Annotated in this window: 15 protein-coding genes and 1 pseudogene; 9 read left to right on the top strand and 7 right to left on the bottom strand. The window is 41.2% G+C overall.

All coding sequences use genetic code 11. The features are described from left to right. Window positions 1-45: 45 nt before the first annotated feature. From H6G18_RS23350 to H6G18_RS23345, 3 genes and pseudogenes are all read right to left on the bottom strand, one after another. A complete protein-coding gene (locus H6G18_RS23350) occupies window positions 46-285 on the bottom strand; it encodes a hypothetical protein (RefSeq protein WP_190409479.1) in 240 nt (79 codons plus the stop codon). Window positions 286-943: 658 nt separating this feature from the next. After that, window positions 944-1,069, bottom strand: a pseudogene (locus tag H6G18_RS24895) (RNA-guided endonuclease TnpB family protein); the annotation flags it as partial. 621 nt (window positions 1,070-1,690) lie between these two features. Then, window positions 1,691-2,173: a TerB family tellurite resistance protein gene (locus H6G18_RS23345; protein ID WP_190409477.1), complete on the bottom strand. Its 483-nt coding sequence runs from the start codon at window positions 2,171-2,173 to the stop codon at window positions 1,691-1,693. A gap of 562 nt (window positions 2,174-2,735) precedes the next feature. Here H6G18_RS23345 and def point away from each other — a divergent pair. From def to H6G18_RS23315, 6 genes are all read left to right on the top strand, one after another. Beyond that, on the top strand, window positions 2,736-3,272 hold the full coding sequence (gene def, locus H6G18_RS23340) for a peptide deformylase (RefSeq protein ID WP_190409476.1): 537 nt from the start codon (window positions 2,736-2,738) through the stop codon (window positions 3,270-3,272). A 188-nt stretch (window positions 3,273-3,460) separates the two neighbouring features. Continuing rightward, window positions 3,461-4,522 (top strand): HMA2 domain-containing protein, encoded by a 1,062-nt coding sequence (locus H6G18_RS23335; protein WP_313954456.1) that lies wholly within the window; start codon window positions 3,461-3,463, stop codon window positions 4,520-4,522. A 35-nt stretch (window positions 4,523-4,557) separates the two neighbouring features. After that, window positions 4,558-5,259, top strand: coding sequence for a hypothetical protein (locus tag H6G18_RS23330; RefSeq protein ID WP_190409474.1), 702 nt, complete (start codon window positions 4,558-4,560; stop codon window positions 5,257-5,259). Between the two features lie 142 nt (window positions 5,260-5,401). Then, the gene (locus H6G18_RS23325; RefSeq protein ID WP_190409473.1) at window positions 5,402-7,714 is read left to right on the top strand and encodes a heavy metal translocating P-type ATPase; all 2,313 of its coding nucleotides are present in this window, start codon (window positions 5,402-5,404) and stop codon (window positions 7,712-7,714) included. Between the two features lie 73 nt (window positions 7,715-7,787). Beyond that, on the top strand, window positions 7,788-8,093 hold the full coding sequence (locus H6G18_RS23320) for a DUF5132 domain-containing protein (RefSeq protein WP_190409472.1): 306 nt from the start codon (window positions 7,788-7,790) through the stop codon (window positions 8,091-8,093). Between the two features lie 284 nt (window positions 8,094-8,377). Next, entirely contained in the window at window positions 8,378-8,965 is a 588-nt protein-coding gene (locus H6G18_RS23315) for an HMA2 domain-containing protein (RefSeq protein ID WP_190409471.1), read from the top strand. Window positions 8,966-9,040: 75 nt separating this feature from the next. On the opposite strand, the gene H6G18_RS23310 is transcribed toward H6G18_RS23315, so the two are convergent. Continuing rightward, the gene (locus H6G18_RS23310; RefSeq protein ID WP_190409470.1) at window positions 9,041-9,856 is read right to left on the bottom strand and encodes a carbon-nitrogen hydrolase family protein; all 816 of its coding nucleotides are present in this window, start codon (window positions 9,854-9,856) and stop codon (window positions 9,041-9,043) included. A 250-nt stretch (window positions 9,857-10,106) separates the two neighbouring features. Further along, on the bottom strand, window positions 10,107-10,949 hold the full coding sequence (locus tag H6G18_RS23305) for a methyltransferase domain-containing protein (protein WP_190409469.1): 843 nt from the start codon (window positions 10,947-10,949) through the stop codon (window positions 10,107-10,109). 219 nt (window positions 10,950-11,168) lie between these two features. Here H6G18_RS23305 and H6G18_RS23300 point away from each other — a divergent pair, with 219 nt between their 5' ends. Together H6G18_RS23300 and H6G18_RS23295 are read left to right on the top strand one after the other, a co-directional pair. After that, the gene (locus H6G18_RS23300; protein ID WP_190409468.1) at window positions 11,169-12,503 is read left to right on the top strand and encodes a TrkH family potassium uptake protein; all 1,335 of its coding nucleotides are present in this window, start codon (window positions 11,169-11,171) and stop codon (window positions 12,501-12,503) included. Between the two features lie 157 nt (window positions 12,504-12,660). Further along, window positions 12,661-13,356 (top strand): potassium channel family protein, encoded by a 696-nt coding sequence (locus tag H6G18_RS23295; RefSeq protein ID WP_190409467.1) that lies wholly within the window; start codon window positions 12,661-12,663, stop codon window positions 13,354-13,356. Window positions 13,357-13,409: 53 nt separating this feature from the next. Here H6G18_RS23295 and H6G18_RS23290 read toward each other — a convergent pair whose 3' ends face one another. Both H6G18_RS23290 and queA read right to left on the bottom strand, forming a co-directional pair. After that, window positions 13,410-14,579 carry a tetratricopeptide repeat protein gene (locus H6G18_RS23290; RefSeq protein ID WP_190409466.1) on the bottom strand — a complete coding sequence of 390 codons (1,170 nt, stop codon included), beginning with the start codon at window positions 14,577-14,579 and terminating at the stop codon, window positions 13,410-13,412. A gap of 197 nt (window positions 14,580-14,776) precedes the next feature. Continuing rightward, entirely contained in the window at window positions 14,777-15,949 is a 1,173-nt protein-coding gene (gene queA, locus H6G18_RS23285) for a tRNA preQ1(34) S-adenosylmethionine ribosyltransferase-isomerase QueA (protein WP_190409465.1), read from the bottom strand. 223 nt (window positions 15,950-16,172) lie between these two features. Between queA and H6G18_RS23280 the strand changes: the two genes are divergently transcribed. Further along, window positions 16,173-16,562 (top strand): hypothetical protein, encoded by a 390-nt coding sequence (locus tag H6G18_RS23280; RefSeq protein ID WP_190409478.1) that lies wholly within the window; start codon window positions 16,173-16,175, stop codon window positions 16,560-16,562. Window positions 16,563-16,720 lie beyond the last annotated feature (158 nt).

The following is a 16,720-nucleotide window of genomic DNA, read 5'->3' as shown; positions in this document are numbered from 1 at the left end:
CCTGAGCCTATTTTATTAAACCAGATTTTTGCCAAGCTTACTTCTTTAGGACGTATTCATCCCGTTTCTACGGGCGTTGAACCCTCGTAATTTGGCAAAGGTATTGTTTTGGTACTCTGATTTTAGTTGTTCGTACTCTGACGCTCCTGATTTTATACCTGTGACTCTAGCTATCTGAGCAGCAAGACCTTCAAAGTCATCTTGATTTATTGCCCCATCACCATCTAAATCGTAACTTTGAAATTCAACTTTCAGCTTGCGTTTTTGCAGTTCTGACAATGCCATAATTTTTGTCCTTTACAATTTGCAAAAAGTTTAGCCTTCTAGATAGAAGACAATTTGTATTACTGTCGTGAATTTATGATGATAAAGATAGCTTAATATTAAGTAAACTATGTAGTTTTTAGACTTTTTAAGTATAGTTTAACTTGTGTTTTGGCTATTTTTTCTCCATAATTCTAGAGTAGTTATACAAACTTGCATAAATAATTAATTATCCCTGGTAATTGGGACAACGTTTCTATAATTTGAAAAAAATAAAGAGTAACTAGATAAGATATCAAATTTAGTAATACCCTAACTGTAATCTAAATTTTAAATTCAAATATATAGATATGACTCTTGGCGAAAAAGTCATTAATTAATTATTTATAGACATCTTGATAGTCTCATATCAAAATGGAACATACAAGGACAGTTAAGACACTTAAGACAAAATTAGGTAGACAGTTAAGATAGTTAAGATAGTTAAGACAGTTAAGACCAATTCTCTGTAAGCTCAGGGCGATCGCACCTCAATATAGTACAAATATACTAAAAGAGAGAGAAAGAGTTTGTCACGTAACAATCTTGCCTTTTTTAAGTTAAAAAGGCTTGCTCAATAGGCTTTCTAGATAGCAAATTTTGACATACTCCCCGCAATTCAATTGCGGGGATTCTAGGCTCAAACAGCGATTGCAGGCATAGCCCGACTTACATCACCTAACCCAACAGTCGATGCCCCGACTGCACAAATTATTCTGGATGCGTTTTCGTCCCTCTCGTTAACTGACTGGCAGGATGGACAACGCCTTTGCCAGAAAGCCAGATAAGAGACCCTTATCTTTTATCCGATTAAAACTACCACTTTTTGACAACAGCGATTTTCGGACATCTAGGGTCCGTTGCTGACTTATGGAAATAGCTCAAAGTCTTTACGGGGAATGTAGTGGATCTGCCTGGGCGTTTGACTATATTTCTAGCTCATAACTTATATTAGCTGTTCAATAGCATTAGTCTCTGCATTTTAGTTAATCCTTCACATCATGTATCAATCTGCACGCTCTACCTTGCTTCAATTCGCATCTAAGTAGGTCGGCGTAAATAATTATTGTTGGAATAAGGCAGGGGGCAGGGGGCAGGGAGCAGGGGGAGAAAGAGTTTGAGCTTTATTTACTTTTCTTCACATAGTTTGGTTTTATTGCACCGACTTACTTATCAGATTCAATATTAGGCGTTGCAAAATCATGGAATAATTTAGCCCCATTTAAACGAGTTTTCAGAAGATTTGATCGCCAAACCATGCCATATTTATACAACGCACAAAATTGTCGCCCTCATACACTTTGTTTTAATTCAAAGTTATTATTTCTAAATTTTCTTTTGAATTGTTTAGCGTTGGGGTTGAATATATTTACTTAGATGTAGATTATTAATAGGGGCTTTTCTCCGAATATAGCAGCTTAATACGCTTTTGCCGTAATGCTAATTCTTCCTGGTGTAGTTGCTCTAACTGCTCTACTATCTCTTCTTTGACTCCTATAATAGAAGCCATTTGCCTAATTTTTTGCTTTTCCTGTTCATGAAGTTCTCCATCAGCAGCAGAAGCTCTAATTGCTGTGAGAAGTAAATCTCTTTGTGCGATAGATACTTGAGGAGAGCGAGCAATTACCTCTTCTATATTTTCATCTGCTTCATATGCTTTTAACTCTTCAATTACCCAGTCTGCTACTCCCCAGGATGCACAGAATCCAATAGCCCAATCTTTTTCTTCGCTTGAGAGAACTCCATCTCCTTTAGCGCAACATAAAACTGATTTCATATAAATGCAACAATCTTCATCTGTAGGGATCTCGCTAAAGCCAAAAAACCAATTAAATGTCCAAGATTGACCAAGTTTTTTGATGTCAGACATAAGTTTTTCTTTATTTACTAATTTCTGTATGTCTATTTCCGTGTGGAATTATGCTGAAATCTTCTCAGTACTAGAGCAAAAAAACAAGGACAGTTAAGACAGTTAAGAAATATTTTTTGGACAGTTAAAACGGTTAAAAAAAATGTCTTAATCTGCAAATGTTTTCTAGCAAAATGCTTGATATTTAATGTTATATTTTCTTACTTTTAAGCTTTTGGGCATTTGTACTTTCTGCTTCCTTGGCGATTGCCTACGGCACGCTACGCGATCGCCGTGGTTTACCCAAGCGACTCCTACGGCTACTACCTACATATATATAGATATGGCGAGAAGCTTTTGAATGGTTGATGCAGGAATCCGATCAACTAATCATTTTCAAGTTTGTAGCTGCCTACTGTCTCTCCTACAAAACACTTAAACCTGTGCTACATCAAATAGCTATATTTTTACTCCGTATTGTAACTTAGTCGCATCATCTTTCTAAAAATCAGAACTTGTTACGATGTAATTAGTAAAGAGTATTGCCAATGACCCAATTCTCACCCTTGAAGGAGTTTTGCCAATGTCTGAATTGCTGCCCATTATTCAATTAGGCGATCCCACATTACGCCAAAAAGCCTCTTGGGTGGAAAACGTGCATCATGTCAGTGTGCAAAAACTAATTGATGACTTAATCGCTACAGTTGCCAAAGCCAACGGTGTGGGAATTGCATCTCCCCAAGTTGCGGAGTCTTATCGTTTATTTATAGTTGCTTCCCGTCCTAATCTCAGGTATCCCAACGCCCCAGAAATGGAACCTACCGCGATGATCAACCCTAAGATAGTGGCTCACTCAACTGAGGTTGTCAAAGATTGGGAAGGTTGTCTCAGTGTTCCGGGGATCAGAGGGTTGGTTCCTCGGTATCAAGCAATTGAAGTCGAGTACACTGATCGTTACGGTAAATTACAAAAACAAGAGTTAAAATATTTTGTCTCTCGTATATTTCAACACGAATTTGATCATCTGGATGGTGTAATCTTTATAGACCGTATAGAAAGTAGTTTAGACATGATCACTGAGCAAGAATACCAACAAAGAGTAGTTAACAATACAAAATAAAAAATTATTTTTAAGAATGATACCCAACAAGAAAATTTAATGTATACTTAACCTATTGTTAACCTAAGAAGCCGGGTGTAGCTATCGAATAAATGACAAAAACTATTAGTAGTCGTGTAAGGTCAAGTCCGCATCTAACTATATCTCCTGACTTAACCTCTACTGGGCGTCAACGCGATGAAATAAAAGTGAATACGAATAGCAGCAGATTGGGACAATATCCCCAATTACAACTTTCTGCTAATGGTATGCAGGTTGTACACGCAACGAATGGACGCATACGTATCAAGGCTACGGATAGTAGTTTTAGCTCCAATCTCAAGACAATAACCAAACACTTAAAGCAGTATAAAGGTGTCAGAGAAGTAGCTACCAATGAGCCCACAGGGAGCATGGTAGTAACCTTTGATGAAAAGAAACTGTCACTGCCACAGATGTTAGGTATCTTGCGACAAATTAATATTCAAACATCGCCAAATTCACCTTTATCAGACCCCTTTGCTCCTTGGAAATCTATTGATTTTTGGAAAGAGCAGACTGTCTCGTTTATCCCTTTAATGACTGGGTTGGCGGTGACAGGAGGATTGGGAGTCAGTGGTTTAGCGGCGATTCCTATCTACATGATTACCGCAGACGCGACTCGGCGGGTAATTGACTATCTAGAACCACAAATTACGGGATCAGATACAGTCAAAGAGTCCGCGAAAGCGGTGATGATAACGGAGGAATGCAAACCAGCAACTCCAGGACATAAAATTACTAAGACAACAGTAAAGTCCACGGACTTGGCTTATAGTGTTGTCCATGAAATACCTGGTAGGATTAGGTTTCATATACCTCAAATAGCTAGCGATCGCGCCTATGCAAAGCGTTTAGAGCGGTTATTGAAAACAGATGCTTTAGTTAGCAACGTGCGAATGAATTGCGATGCAGCATCATTGGCAATTTCTTATAAAAGTAGCACAGTAGCTGTATCTTATTGGGTGAGTCTGATGGAATCCGCTTTACAGACAACCCTGCCTACACTACCCATAACAGAAAATAATCAATCAACACCTCTAGTCATAGAAAAATTGAATACAACATCAACTACATTGGAGCCAGAAACATTTAGTCAACTAACTGAGCAAGCTGAACATACAGTATCAGAAACCCAAGCTCAAACCTTAAATATTTCTAGTTTATGGGCTGATATGAAGCCTTCAGGACTATCTTATTCTTTAAACTTTATAGCTAACTTGCCGTTGTAGAACGTTCCCAACTTAGGAACAATGGAGGAATCAAAATGGAGGATTCTGCATCATCATCATCAGATGCTGTCCCGCGACCGCCGCGACATAACTGCACACATCCTGAAAAAGTATTTTATAGTGTTACCTATGCGCTACCGGGGCAAATAGGGTTTTGCGTACCTCGGATGAGCGAAGATCCAAAATATCGGCAACACTTATTAAGATTGCTGGAAACCCAGAATGGGATCACATATCAGGAAGTTAATTCAGCTACGGGGTCTTTAGTAGTTGCTTACGAGTCTGGACTAATGTCCGATATGGAAATGCGTGAGCATCTAGCTAGTCTATTCCAGAAGGCTGATATTACAAAAGATATAGAAGTAACTGCTGTATCACCAACCACAGAGCCAGTAGCTTCATCCTCTCCGCCTCAGTCTGTCACTCATTCACAACCAACTGAGCAACCTGTAAAAGTAGCTTATAGCGTCGTTCATGCCATCCCCGGACGAGTGCGGTTTCATGTCCCGCAAGTCGCCATAGATCCAGCATACGTCGAACGTTTAGAGGCTTTACTCCAATCAGATCCAGTAGTGATTAGTGAGCGAATCAATAGGGAGACGGCCTCTGTTGTGATCACCTATCAACCAGGAAAAGTGCAAAGACCCAAACAGCAATTGCAAAGTATTTTTGCAGTAGCAATATCACACTTTTCTAGTCTGATTCAATCTGCGGCGATGACCTACAGTCGGTCATAGACCATTGCAGCCAATACATCGAGCAGTCTATAAAACCAAGCAAGTCTGCGTTTTGCATCCGAGAAGCAGAGGGGTAATTTTGTCTTTTTCCCCCGCAATGCCCAGAAAAACAAGTTTACACACCGTATCAGAGATTTAAGTAATGGCAAAAATGACAGTTCAACTAGCGTCGCCTCCTATTCAAGAGTCTTATGTGACTTTGGAGGAAAAGAGTGGGGAAATATCTTTAACTCCCCTACCTTACAAGACAGTAGCGGAACAAAATGACAGAGTTGCTTTAACTTCTGTTGCAGTAAAATCTACTAAGCAAATTCCTCAAGTTGCCTATAGTATCGTCCATGCAGTTCAGGGTAGGTTGCGGTTGCGTGTGCCTCGTTTACGCAACGATGCAGGCTATGCTCAACGTTTACAAACTTTGCTGGAAACTGATCCCCTAGTCACAACTGTCAAAATTAAGCCAGCAGCCGCATCCTTAGTTATTAACTATAAATCGAGTGCTGTCACCGATGCAAAGATGCGATCGCGCCTCACCTGTTTGATTGTAGCTGCAAGTGATCCCAGCATCGTACTGCTGAATCCGAAAAAGGCATCGCCACAAGAAGCAGAAAAGCCTTGGCCGGGAATGCAGCTTTCTGTTGTGGCGACTGGGTTAGCGGTACTTGGTGGGCCTTTGGGAATAGCTGTCCCACCAATTTTGACGGCAGGAACCATTGCTTTAGCCACTTTACCTGTATTTAAAAGGGCGGTAGATGGGGTTGTCAAAGAACGCAAACTCAGCATCGACTTTTTGGACTTTATTGCGATCGCCATTACTACAGTCCAAGGACAGTTTCTCACACCATCCCTGATGTTGAGCTTAATCGAGATTGGGGAAAATATCCGCGATCGCACGGCCCGTTCTTCCAAAATGCAAACATTGGATCTTCTGGGTTCACTAGGACAGTTTGCTTGGGTTGAGCGTAATGGTGAGAAGGTGCAAATCCCTATCCAACAGGTACTACCTGGAGATACAGTTATTGTCTATCCTGGGGAACAAATACCTATAGATGGAACTATCCTCCAAGGTAAGGCTCTACTAGATGAACAGAAGCTGACAGGCGAATCTGTACCTATTTTGAAAACCAAGGGACAGTCTGTATTTGCTTCTACTTTGGTAAGAGAAGGACAAGTATACATCTTGGCGGAGCGCATAGGTGATGATACGCGGGCAGGACAAAGTATTAAGTTAATGGAAGAAGCACCTGTCCACGATACCCGCATGGAAAATCATGCTACCAGGATTGCGGAAATTGCGGTTGTGCCAACCTTATTACTTGGTGCAGCAGTTTTTGCCGTGACCCGTAATCCAGTAAGAGTAGCCAGCATTCTTACCCTCGACTTATGTACAGGGATTCGCGTATCTATTCCCACAACAGTTTTAGCAGCACTGAGCTACGCCGCACGGCAAGGCATTCTCATCCGTAGCGGTCGCGCCTTAGAACAATTAGCAGAAATTGATACCATCGTCTTTGATAAAACAGGTACACTCACTCAAGGTGAAGTTGCAGTTGTTGGGGTTGATAGTTACAATCCCGAAATTTCGAGCGATCGCATATTAGCGATCGCCGCCGCCGCCGAACAGCGCCTAACACACCCAGTAGCCGAAGCTATAGTACGTTATGCAGAGGCTCAACAAGTAGCGATCCCCAGTCGCAGCAAGTGGGATTATAAACTCGGTTTGGGTGTAAAGGCTCAGATTGATGGTGAGACTGTTTACGTTGGTAGTGAGCGCTTCTTACGTCAAGAAGGCGTAGATATGGAAGCCCTCAACGGCAATGGACAGAAAGCAACATCAGTAATTTATGTAGCCAGTAACGGGCAACTTCAAGGTAAAATAAGATATAGTGATATTCTTCGCCCCGAGAGCAGAGAAGTAATTTCCCGGCTCATGACGGTAGAAGGTGTGGAAGTCCATATGCTCACCGGCGATAACAAGCGCACAGCTACGGCTGTAGCGGCGGAACTGGGAATTGCGCCAGCGCATACCCATGCAGAAGCTTTTCCCGAACAAAAAGCAACGGTAGTCCGTGGACTGCACGAACAAGGTAAGACAGTTGCATTCGTTGGGGATGGGATCAACGATTCGCCAGCTTTAGCTTACGCTGATGTTTCTGTCTCCTTTGCCCACGGTTCGGAAATTGCCCGCGAAACAGCCGATGTGGTGTTAATGCAAAATGACTTACATGGATTATTAGAAGCTATTGCGATCGCGCGTCAAGCTAAGAGTTTGATTCGGCAAAACACAGGCATTGTAGCTATTCCCAACCTGGGAGCATTATTGGTAGCAGTGTTGTTTGGTTTAAACCCACTAGCCGCAACTGTTATCAACAATGGCTCAACCATAGTTGCTGGAGTTAACGGTTTACGCCCAATCCTCAAACAATCCCCAAAAAAAGCTCTACCAGTCGGGAGATGAGATAACTAATCTAGCCAGATTAGGCTAGAAAGCTTTCATACAATTTTCAAACAAATTACTGGAGGAATTAATCATGCCTAAAATCACTGATTTCGTAGAAGAAGCTGGCGCACCCGGACTTATCGCTGGTATTGGTGCAGTACTCTTAGCTCCTGTTCTCATCCCAGTTGTAGCAGGAATCGGTAAACCCATTGCTAAGTCAATTATCAAAGGCAGTATTGTTGCCTATGAAAAGAGCAAGGGAGCTTTCGCAGAATTGGGAGAAACCTGGGAAGATATCATAGCTGAAGCTAAAGCGGAACTGGCAGAATCAAAAGACACACCAGCATTTGAAGCTGCTAGCACAGGTATTGATAGCTCCTCCGATAATGGTGTTTAGGGATGTAACTGCATCTGTCTAAAATTGATGAGATGGGTAGATTACCCATCTCTCAAATGTTATTAACCGCCAATATTCGCCGATGAAATCATTCACATCTGAATAAGTTAAACTTTATTTTTTAACAATACTTATATAGGAATTCTATTTGATTCTTGTTGGATTAGCTTGCGCTTAAAAATCTAAGTATTTGTAGTAGCTGTAGGGTGGGCATTGCCTACCAAAACCCTGGTGAATCAGAACGAATAAAAATAAACAAAAGTATCAGTTTGGAGGGTGACTTCATGTTGACCAATAGTCATGGTAATCTCACGACAATGCCAAAAGTTAAAAAGAAAATAAACTTCAATACACCATCCTTACCCATACATACAAAAATTATTAGTGATACGCCAGGAAGATTAAGGTTGAGAATCGCTCACTCTCATCGCCAACCTGAAACTATGGAGCAGATTGCTAATAAGCTAGCAGCACAATCTCATATTGACCAAGTGCGGACTAACGTTGCTCATGGCAGTATTGTTATTAAATACAGTGAAAAAAATGGCACTCTGGATAATGTATTAGCGACTTTGCAAGATTTAGGCATGATTTTTGGCGAGATTACGCAAGGTAGCACTGAAGCAGCTACGACCGTATCAAGTGCAGTTGTAGATTTGAACAAACGAGTTAGACAAGCAACAGATGGCGTTGTCGATATTCGTTTCCTTTTTCCTTTAGGACTTAGCATTCTTTCTGTGAGACAGCTAATGATTAAAGGGTTGCAATTTGAAATTATTCCTTGGTATGTTTTAGCTTGGTATTCTTTTGATAGTTTTATTAAATTGCATGGTATTACCCCACAAAAGCCAAGTACAGAGGCTGGGGAATAGGGAAAATCAATAGTCCATAGTCCATAATTATTCTCCCCTGCTTCCTGCCCCCCTGCCTCTTCATCTCCCCTACAATTAACTAAATACACGATGCTGTAACGAAGGCATTTGACGGCGGACTTGCTCTAAGCGTGAAGGGTTGATTTCAGCGATCGCAATTCCTGGTTTGTCCCCCGCATCAGCTAAAATTGTCCCCCAAGGGTCGATAATTACAGCGTGTCCGTGGGTAAGACGGCGACCGTAGTTATTGCCTGTTTGAGCAGGTGCAATCACATAAGCAGTATTTTCTATGGCTCTGGCTTGTAGTAGAACTTGCCAGTGGTCTTTGCCTGTAAAAGCAGTGAAAGCAGCCGGAATAAAAATGATATCTGTTCCCTTATCTGATAGATGGCGGTAGAGTTCTGGGAAGCGGACATCATAGCAAATAGAAACGCCGATATTCCCTAGATATTCCGAAAAATGAACTGGTGGTAATTGCTGACCAGCTACGACAGTACTAGATTCGCGGTAGGTGTTACCGTCGGGAACATTTACATCAAAAAGGTGTACTTTATTGTAGCGGGCTAGTTCTTCACCACTGGGGCTGATGAGGATGGTGGTGTTATAGACTCTACCTGTATCATTTACTGGTACAGGAAAACTGCCACCCAAGAGAGTAACTTGGTAGCGCTGCGCCATCTTTTTAATAAAAATTTCACTTTCACGAGCGATCGCGTCAGCTTGAGCCAGTTTATCCTGTTCTTCACCCATAAAAGAAAAGTTTTCTGGCAAACCCACTAACTCAGCACCCCGACGCACGGCTAGATCAATTAATTCTTCTGCTTGTGCCAAATTCTTGTGTAAATCAGGCACACTGGTCATTTGAATAGCAGCAGCTAAATAAGACTTCATAGACTTAATAAAAACAATGAACTTGTGTGAGATAGATACTTAAATATACCGTTAGTTCGGGGATAGGGAGTCTCGCAGATGTAGGTTTTTTACGCTTTGTTCCTAAAATATTAGTTTTAGGGTTTAGGGGTTAATGAAACTATGATTCTGTCGTTGCTTTTATAGTCATAACTCATGCCTTTATGAAAAACCTATACTTGCCAGGGGTAGGGAGTAGGGACAGGGGTGATTCATGAGTGTCACGAAACCTTTACTTATTTCCAGTTAATAAGCCGAAACGAATTAACCCAGATTCATAACCGCGACGCATCAAGCCTAGTGATAAAGCTCCTTGGATAGTAGTCCAACCTGCGCGTAGTAACCCAAATATTGCTTGAGGGGTAAAGGCGGAATCAATAACTACATTCCAAAATGGGGCAACTGCCTGTGACCAGTCAGCCGTGTGGATATTGTTTAATGGTAGTTGACGAGCGATCGCTTCATACTCCGGCAAAGAAATCACGTAAGGTAAACAATATACTCGATAAATATCTTCCAAGTGTTTTTGTTCATCTGCGGTTAATGGTGCTTCATCGGTAGGGCGATGACACCATGTCACCATAATCAACCTACCACCCGGTTTCAATACTCGGTAACATTCTTGCAAAAACTTGGTTTTATCTGGCATATGTTCGCCACTTTCCAGCGACCAAACCAAGTCAAAAGAATTATCAGCAAAGGGCATTGCTTGAGCATTTGCGACTAAAAACTGACTTCTGCCACTCAAACCAGCTTCTTTGGCTCGTTCTGTGGCTCTATTGGCTTGCACTGGACTCAAGGTAATTCCTGTAGCCTTAGCATCAAACTTTTCTGCCAAATACAGAGAACTACCACCGATACCACAACCCACATCTAGTATATTTTCGGCTGTCTGTACCCCTGCCCAATGGAGCAATTCTTCGATTAAATCAATTTGTGCCTGACGACGGTTTTTTTGTTGAGTACCATCAGCACCATAATAACCGTGGTGCATATGTTCACCCCAAATATCCTCCCATAGCCCGGATGAAGCATCGTAAAATTGCTGAATTCGCTCGTAAAGTGTTGTACTCATGAAAGAAGCGGTGTTAAGACAAATTAGAAATTAAAAAACATATTTGTAGGCTACCATGTGTGTTTTTAATTAAATAAGAAAGTTTTTGTTTCCTAAGAGGGATCAACCTCATGGCTCCTATCGGCAAACCTATGTAAGTTAAAGCCTTCAATTAAACAACCCCCATGAGCTAGAGGATTTGATGATTTTGAAGTTTAAATAACGAAATTTGAATTACTTATGACTGTTTCGCGCACAATTTGCTTAGGATTTATAGCTGTCATCGCGGTAGGAACCATATTGTTGATGATGCCTTTCTCAACTAGCAATGGTAATTGGAATGACCCTATCGTGGCAATTTTTACATCCACTTCGGCAGTTTGCGTAACTGGTTTAGCCGTGGTTGATACTGGTACTTACTTCTCTTTTTGGGGACAGTTATTTATTGCTTTATTGGCTCAAATCGGTGGTTTAGGCTACATGACAACAACCACGTTTTTGATTTTGCTGATTGGTCGTAAATTTGACATGAGGCAAAAAATTGCCATTCAGCAAGCTTTAGATCGTCCCGGAATGAGTGGTAGTACCCAAGTTATTCGCTCCATCATTGCCACAACTCTAATTTTTGAAATTACAGGAGTATTGTTATTATTGCCAGCTTTTGTTCCCGAATATGGGTGGAATCAAGGTCTTTGGTTAGCAATTTTTCATAGTATCAATGCTTGGAATAATGCGGGGTTTAGCTTGTTTCCAGATAATTTAGTTGGCTATCAGACATCTTTCTTAGTTGTTTTTACCATGACCTTCTTGATTATCTTTGGAGGTATTGGTTATCAGGTTATTTTAGAAACTTATATTTGGTTGCGCGATCGCATCTTCAAAAAAAAGGCAACCTTAGTCTTTTCGTTAGATTTTAAAGTGGCAACTAGCACGACATTAATACTTTTATTTATTGGGACAGTTGCGTTTTTTTGTATCGAATCCAGAAACCCAGAAACTTTAGGATCACTGAATTTACACGACCAATTTTTATTAGCATGGTTTCAATCAGTAACGCCTAGAACTGCTGGCTTTAATACCCTTGATATTAGCAAAATGACAACAGCAGGGTTATTTATCACAATTGCATTCATGTTCATTGGTGCAAGTCCTGGTGGTACAGGCGGTGGTATGAAAACCACTACCTTGAGAGTTTTAACTAGTTGCACCAAAACAATTCTTCAAGGTAAAGAAGAAGTTTTATTATATGAACGCAAGATAGCAATTTCTTTGATATTAAAAGCAGTTGGGGTTTTAATTGGTTCCATATCAACCGTTATTTTAGCCACAATTTTAATATCTCTTACAGATCCAAAATTGGATTTTATTCAAATTCTCTTTGAAGTAGTATCAGCCTTCGCTACTGTAGGACTTTCAACTGGTATTACAGGTACTGTTTCCACAGCAGCAAAACTCATCTTAATCATCATCATGTATGTAGGAAGAGTCGGTGTTTTATTATTAATGGCTGCTGTTCTGGGAGACCCTAAACCGACACGGATTCACTATCCTGAAGAAAATCTACTGGTGGGATAGTTGCAAAATATGGGGAGATGGGGAAAAAGTAATGACTAATGACTAATGACTAATGACTACTGATAAAATTTAAATTAGTAGGCAAAAAATACAACTTTTAACTAAATGTGTCTAAGGCTTTTTTGCCATACAGGGAGTAATAATAAGGATTTCAACTGTGAATTTGTCATCGCTAGGTTTTTTTCGCAGTTTACGCAAAGATAATCACCAATTTGCCGTTATTGGCTTAGGCCGTTTTGGTCGTTCTGTTTGTTCAACTCTGCATAATTTAGGCTACCAAGTTTTGGCAACGGATATAGACGAAAAACGGGTATCAGCAGCGTTGACAGAAGAAATAGTTGGTCATGCTCTACAACTAGACTCCACTGAACCGGCAGCCCTCAGGGAGGCTGGTATATTTGAGTTTGACACGGTAATTGTGGCAATTGGTAACTATGTTCAAGAAAGTGTCATCACTACTTTAAATGTGAAAGAAGCTGGAGTGCCTCATGTAATTGCTAAAGCGTCTAGTGAAGTTCACCACAAACTATTGAAGCGAGTAGGTGCAGACCATGTGGTCTTTCCCGAATATGAGGCGGGTTGTGCTTTAGCGCGCACACTCACCAGGCCATCTATTCTGGATAGATTTGACCTTGACCCAGACAACAGTATTGTAGAATTAATTGTGCCAGATGAGTTTCATGGTAGAACGATCGCAGAACTTCAACTACGTAACCGTTATGGTTTGAACTTATTAGCCGTGAGTCATGATGGCAAGTTTCAAATTAATCCCAACCCCGGTAAACGTTTGGAACGTGGTACGGCAATGGTAGTTATCGGTTGCAATAAAGATATTAATCGACTACCGATTTAAGGCAAAAAATGATGACGGGCATCTTTCTTGCCCGTCACACAAATGATGAAGCTTCAGACTTTCCCGTTACTATCAAGTTTATCTGGTGATGGATTCGGGAATACGGGTTGAAACTGCTGTTCAGATGAGATAGGTACATCACCAGAATTAGCTGGCTTTTCCCTGGGCGCTGCTAGTTGAGTTAGCTGCTCTACTAGGTTGTTGGTAGAGGTTGCTGTTGGTTTAGGAGTGGATGCTTGTTTTTGTTCCTCTATTTTTTGAGCAACTTGCTGCAATAGCTGCTCACTTTTTGCTGTCTGCTCGAAGTTTCCTTGTTGGCGGTATTCTTCGTGAGCGCGTTTGAAGGCGCTACTAGCTTTTTGCAGGTCGCCCTGATTATATAAAGTTATTCCCAAGTTATAGTAAGCTGAGGCGTTTTTGGGGTCTTGGCGAACAGCTTGGGTATAGATAGCAATAGCTTCAGCAGGTTGACCTTGCATAGCCATAAGACTACCTAAATTGCTGTAAGCTGTGGCATTTGTGGGATCTAACTTCAAAACTTCCCTATAAGCTACGATCGCCTCTTCCATTTTACCTACCTGTTGCAATGCGATCGCTAAATTATGGTGAGCATTGGCTTTACTCGGTTCGAGGTTGATGGCATCTTGGTAAGCGGCGATCGCTTCCTGTATTAATCCTTGTTCGTATAACACCAAACCCAAGTTATAATAAGACTCTACCCTTGTTGGCTCTATCACCAAAGCTTGGCGGTAAGCTGTAATTGCACCTGCTTTTTTTCCTTGTTGTTGCAAGGCTAACCCCAAGTTATAATAAGCTTCACCTAAATTGGGGTTAAGTCTAATTGCTTCGCCATATTCTTGAACCGCTACATCTAAACGGTTTTGCATCAGGAAAACATTTCCTAGATATTTTCTCGCCATTGCTAAATTTGGTTCTCGCTGCAACGCCTGGCGAAAGGCATTTTCTGCACCTTGCCAGTCACCACGGTTGTAGCGTGTCACCCCCTGTTGATAAAAACTAGCTGTTTCCAAATCCTGAGAAATAGGAGCTTGTGCCAGCAACTTGCTTCCTGGTAAATTCACAATTGTCGGTGCAGCCAACACCAAAAAAGCTGATGCAGCACAGAGAAAACTCAAATGCGGCTTTTGCCAATCAGGAATGTGGTGGCAGGTGATTGACGATAAACCGCAAAACCACTGGTTAATTTGATGTTGTTTATACATAGTGGAATCTCTGTACTCATTGTTAAGATCCTTATAAGTCAGAGTACCCACTACGAAATTAAAAATTAAAAATTCGTCTGGAAAAGTTTGCTCTCTATGAGACGCTACGCTAACAACGGGGGGAACCCCCGCCGCAACTTTTGCCTACGACTCTCTAAGGGAACGAAGAGAACGCAAAATTAAAAATTCAAAAAGCATCACTCGACTCCTCTGGCTTCTGGCAAAATTAACATGGCATCACCAAAAGAATAGAATCGATAGCTAGAGGCGATCGCTTCCTGATATATATTTAACAAACGTTCTCTGCCAATCATCGCACTCACCAGCATTAATAAACTAGAACGTGGTAGGTGAAAATTGGTAATCAAACCCTCCACAACTTGCCATTTGTAGCCAGGATAAATAAATAAGTTTGTTTTGCCACAAAATTCTTGGAAATCACCAGATGCTGCTGCTCCTTCTAAGGCGCGGACTGCTGTGGTTCCTACAGCAATAATTCTCCCCCCTGCTGCTTTTGTCGCCTTGATTTGTGCCACAGTAGCGGCGGGTACTTCAATCCATTCTTCGTGCATTTGATGAGTAGCGACATCTTCTACCTCCACAGGGCGAAAGGTTCCCACACCAACATGGAGGGTAATAAAAGCTTGATTAATATGGCGATCGCGCAACTTTTCTAGTAGCTCTGGAGTAAAGTGTAACCCAGCCGTAGGCGCAGCGATCGCTCCTGGTTGTTTAGCATACACAGTTTGATATTGTTCATCCGCCGCTTGAGATGCAGTGATATAAGGTGGTAGCGGTATTTCGCCGAATTTATCCAAAACTTGCACCAAAGATTTTCCCTCTGGTAAATCAAATTGTAATAAACGGCCTCCCGTTGCTTTATCTGTGTCTAAGACGGTAGCGGTTATAGGAGATGAGAGCGGAACAGCAGGGGATTCTCCTCCTTTCTCCCTGACTTCAAAAATAATCTGCGTACCTTTTTTAAACCGCTTTCCAGGCTTAACTAAAGCCAACCAACAGTTAAATTTGCGTTCTTCTAGTAATAGAATTTCTACTTCTGCGCCAGAGGTTTTGCGCCCATACAATCGTGCAGGAATGACTTTTGTATTATTCATGATTAATAAATCACCAGGACGTAGAAGATCCGGCAAATCACGAAAAATGTGATGTAAAGGTAGTGTTTCTTTACCTGTGGTGCGAGAATTTACAACTAGTAGACGAGAACTGTCTCTGGGAATTACCGGATTTTGAGCAATCCTTTCTAGAGGTAGTTCGTAATCATACCCAGCTAGCGAACAATCTAAATTTGTATCTTCTACTACTTTAGTAGAGGTTTGATCAAGATTTAATTGTGATATCTCTTTCTTCATCGAAATTCCCAATGGTTTGAATTAAGTTTTTTTACTTCTTTTTGACAAAAGTAGTCAATTTTAGACTTAAATTATAAGATTGACATCATTGGGTAATACTTAAGCAATTTGATAAAAAATGGGTAAACTTCCCCATACAAAGACGGGGGCATTTACCCTACCGGGACAGCCATCAATTGAGGAAGATAGATATGTAAGATTGGCTTTGATCCCAAGCACCATGATGGAATACCTGTATTACCTGGCAAATGCCAGTCTAACCCTGAGGGTCGTTCAACACCTACACGCTAGACCCCAGTTATCTGTTTCGTTCGTCACCGTAATTCATCAAATAGATGGTTGGGTGGTTAGGATCAAACTTAAAAGTCCCATTTCGTCCCAAGAAGATGGTGACTTTCGAGCTTTCCTCAATGAATTAGGTATTAGCTATGAACCGCCGATGCGTGTGCAGATGGCACTTTGGAGTTTAGAAGCAGGCCAGTGTCCTGTAGATGTCATGCGCCGCTACCAAGTAGCGATTGTCTCGCATGGTAGCCCAGAAAGAGAAGAAATAGAAGCTTTCCGCCAACAATTTGTTCGCGGACTGGGTTACTGTCCAGAAACGCTGGCATAATAAAATCGATGATATTGAACCGTTCACTTGATCATGGGTAATTGGTAATTGACGCCTAATGTGAATTAAGAAAAAAGGCGGGAGAAGTAAGAAGATGAAAGTTACCAGCTTCTCAAATCAAACTTCCCCCATGACTAGCATAAACTTTGGAACGCTAT

The organism is Anabaena subtropica FACHB-260 (assembly GCF_014697105.1).
GTDB lineage: Bacteria > Cyanobacteriota > Cyanobacteriia > Cyanobacteriales > Nostocaceae > Trichormus > Trichormus subtropicus.
The sequence above is the reverse complement of the archived record's forward strand: the minus strand, read 5'-3'. Positions and strand labels throughout refer to the sequence as shown.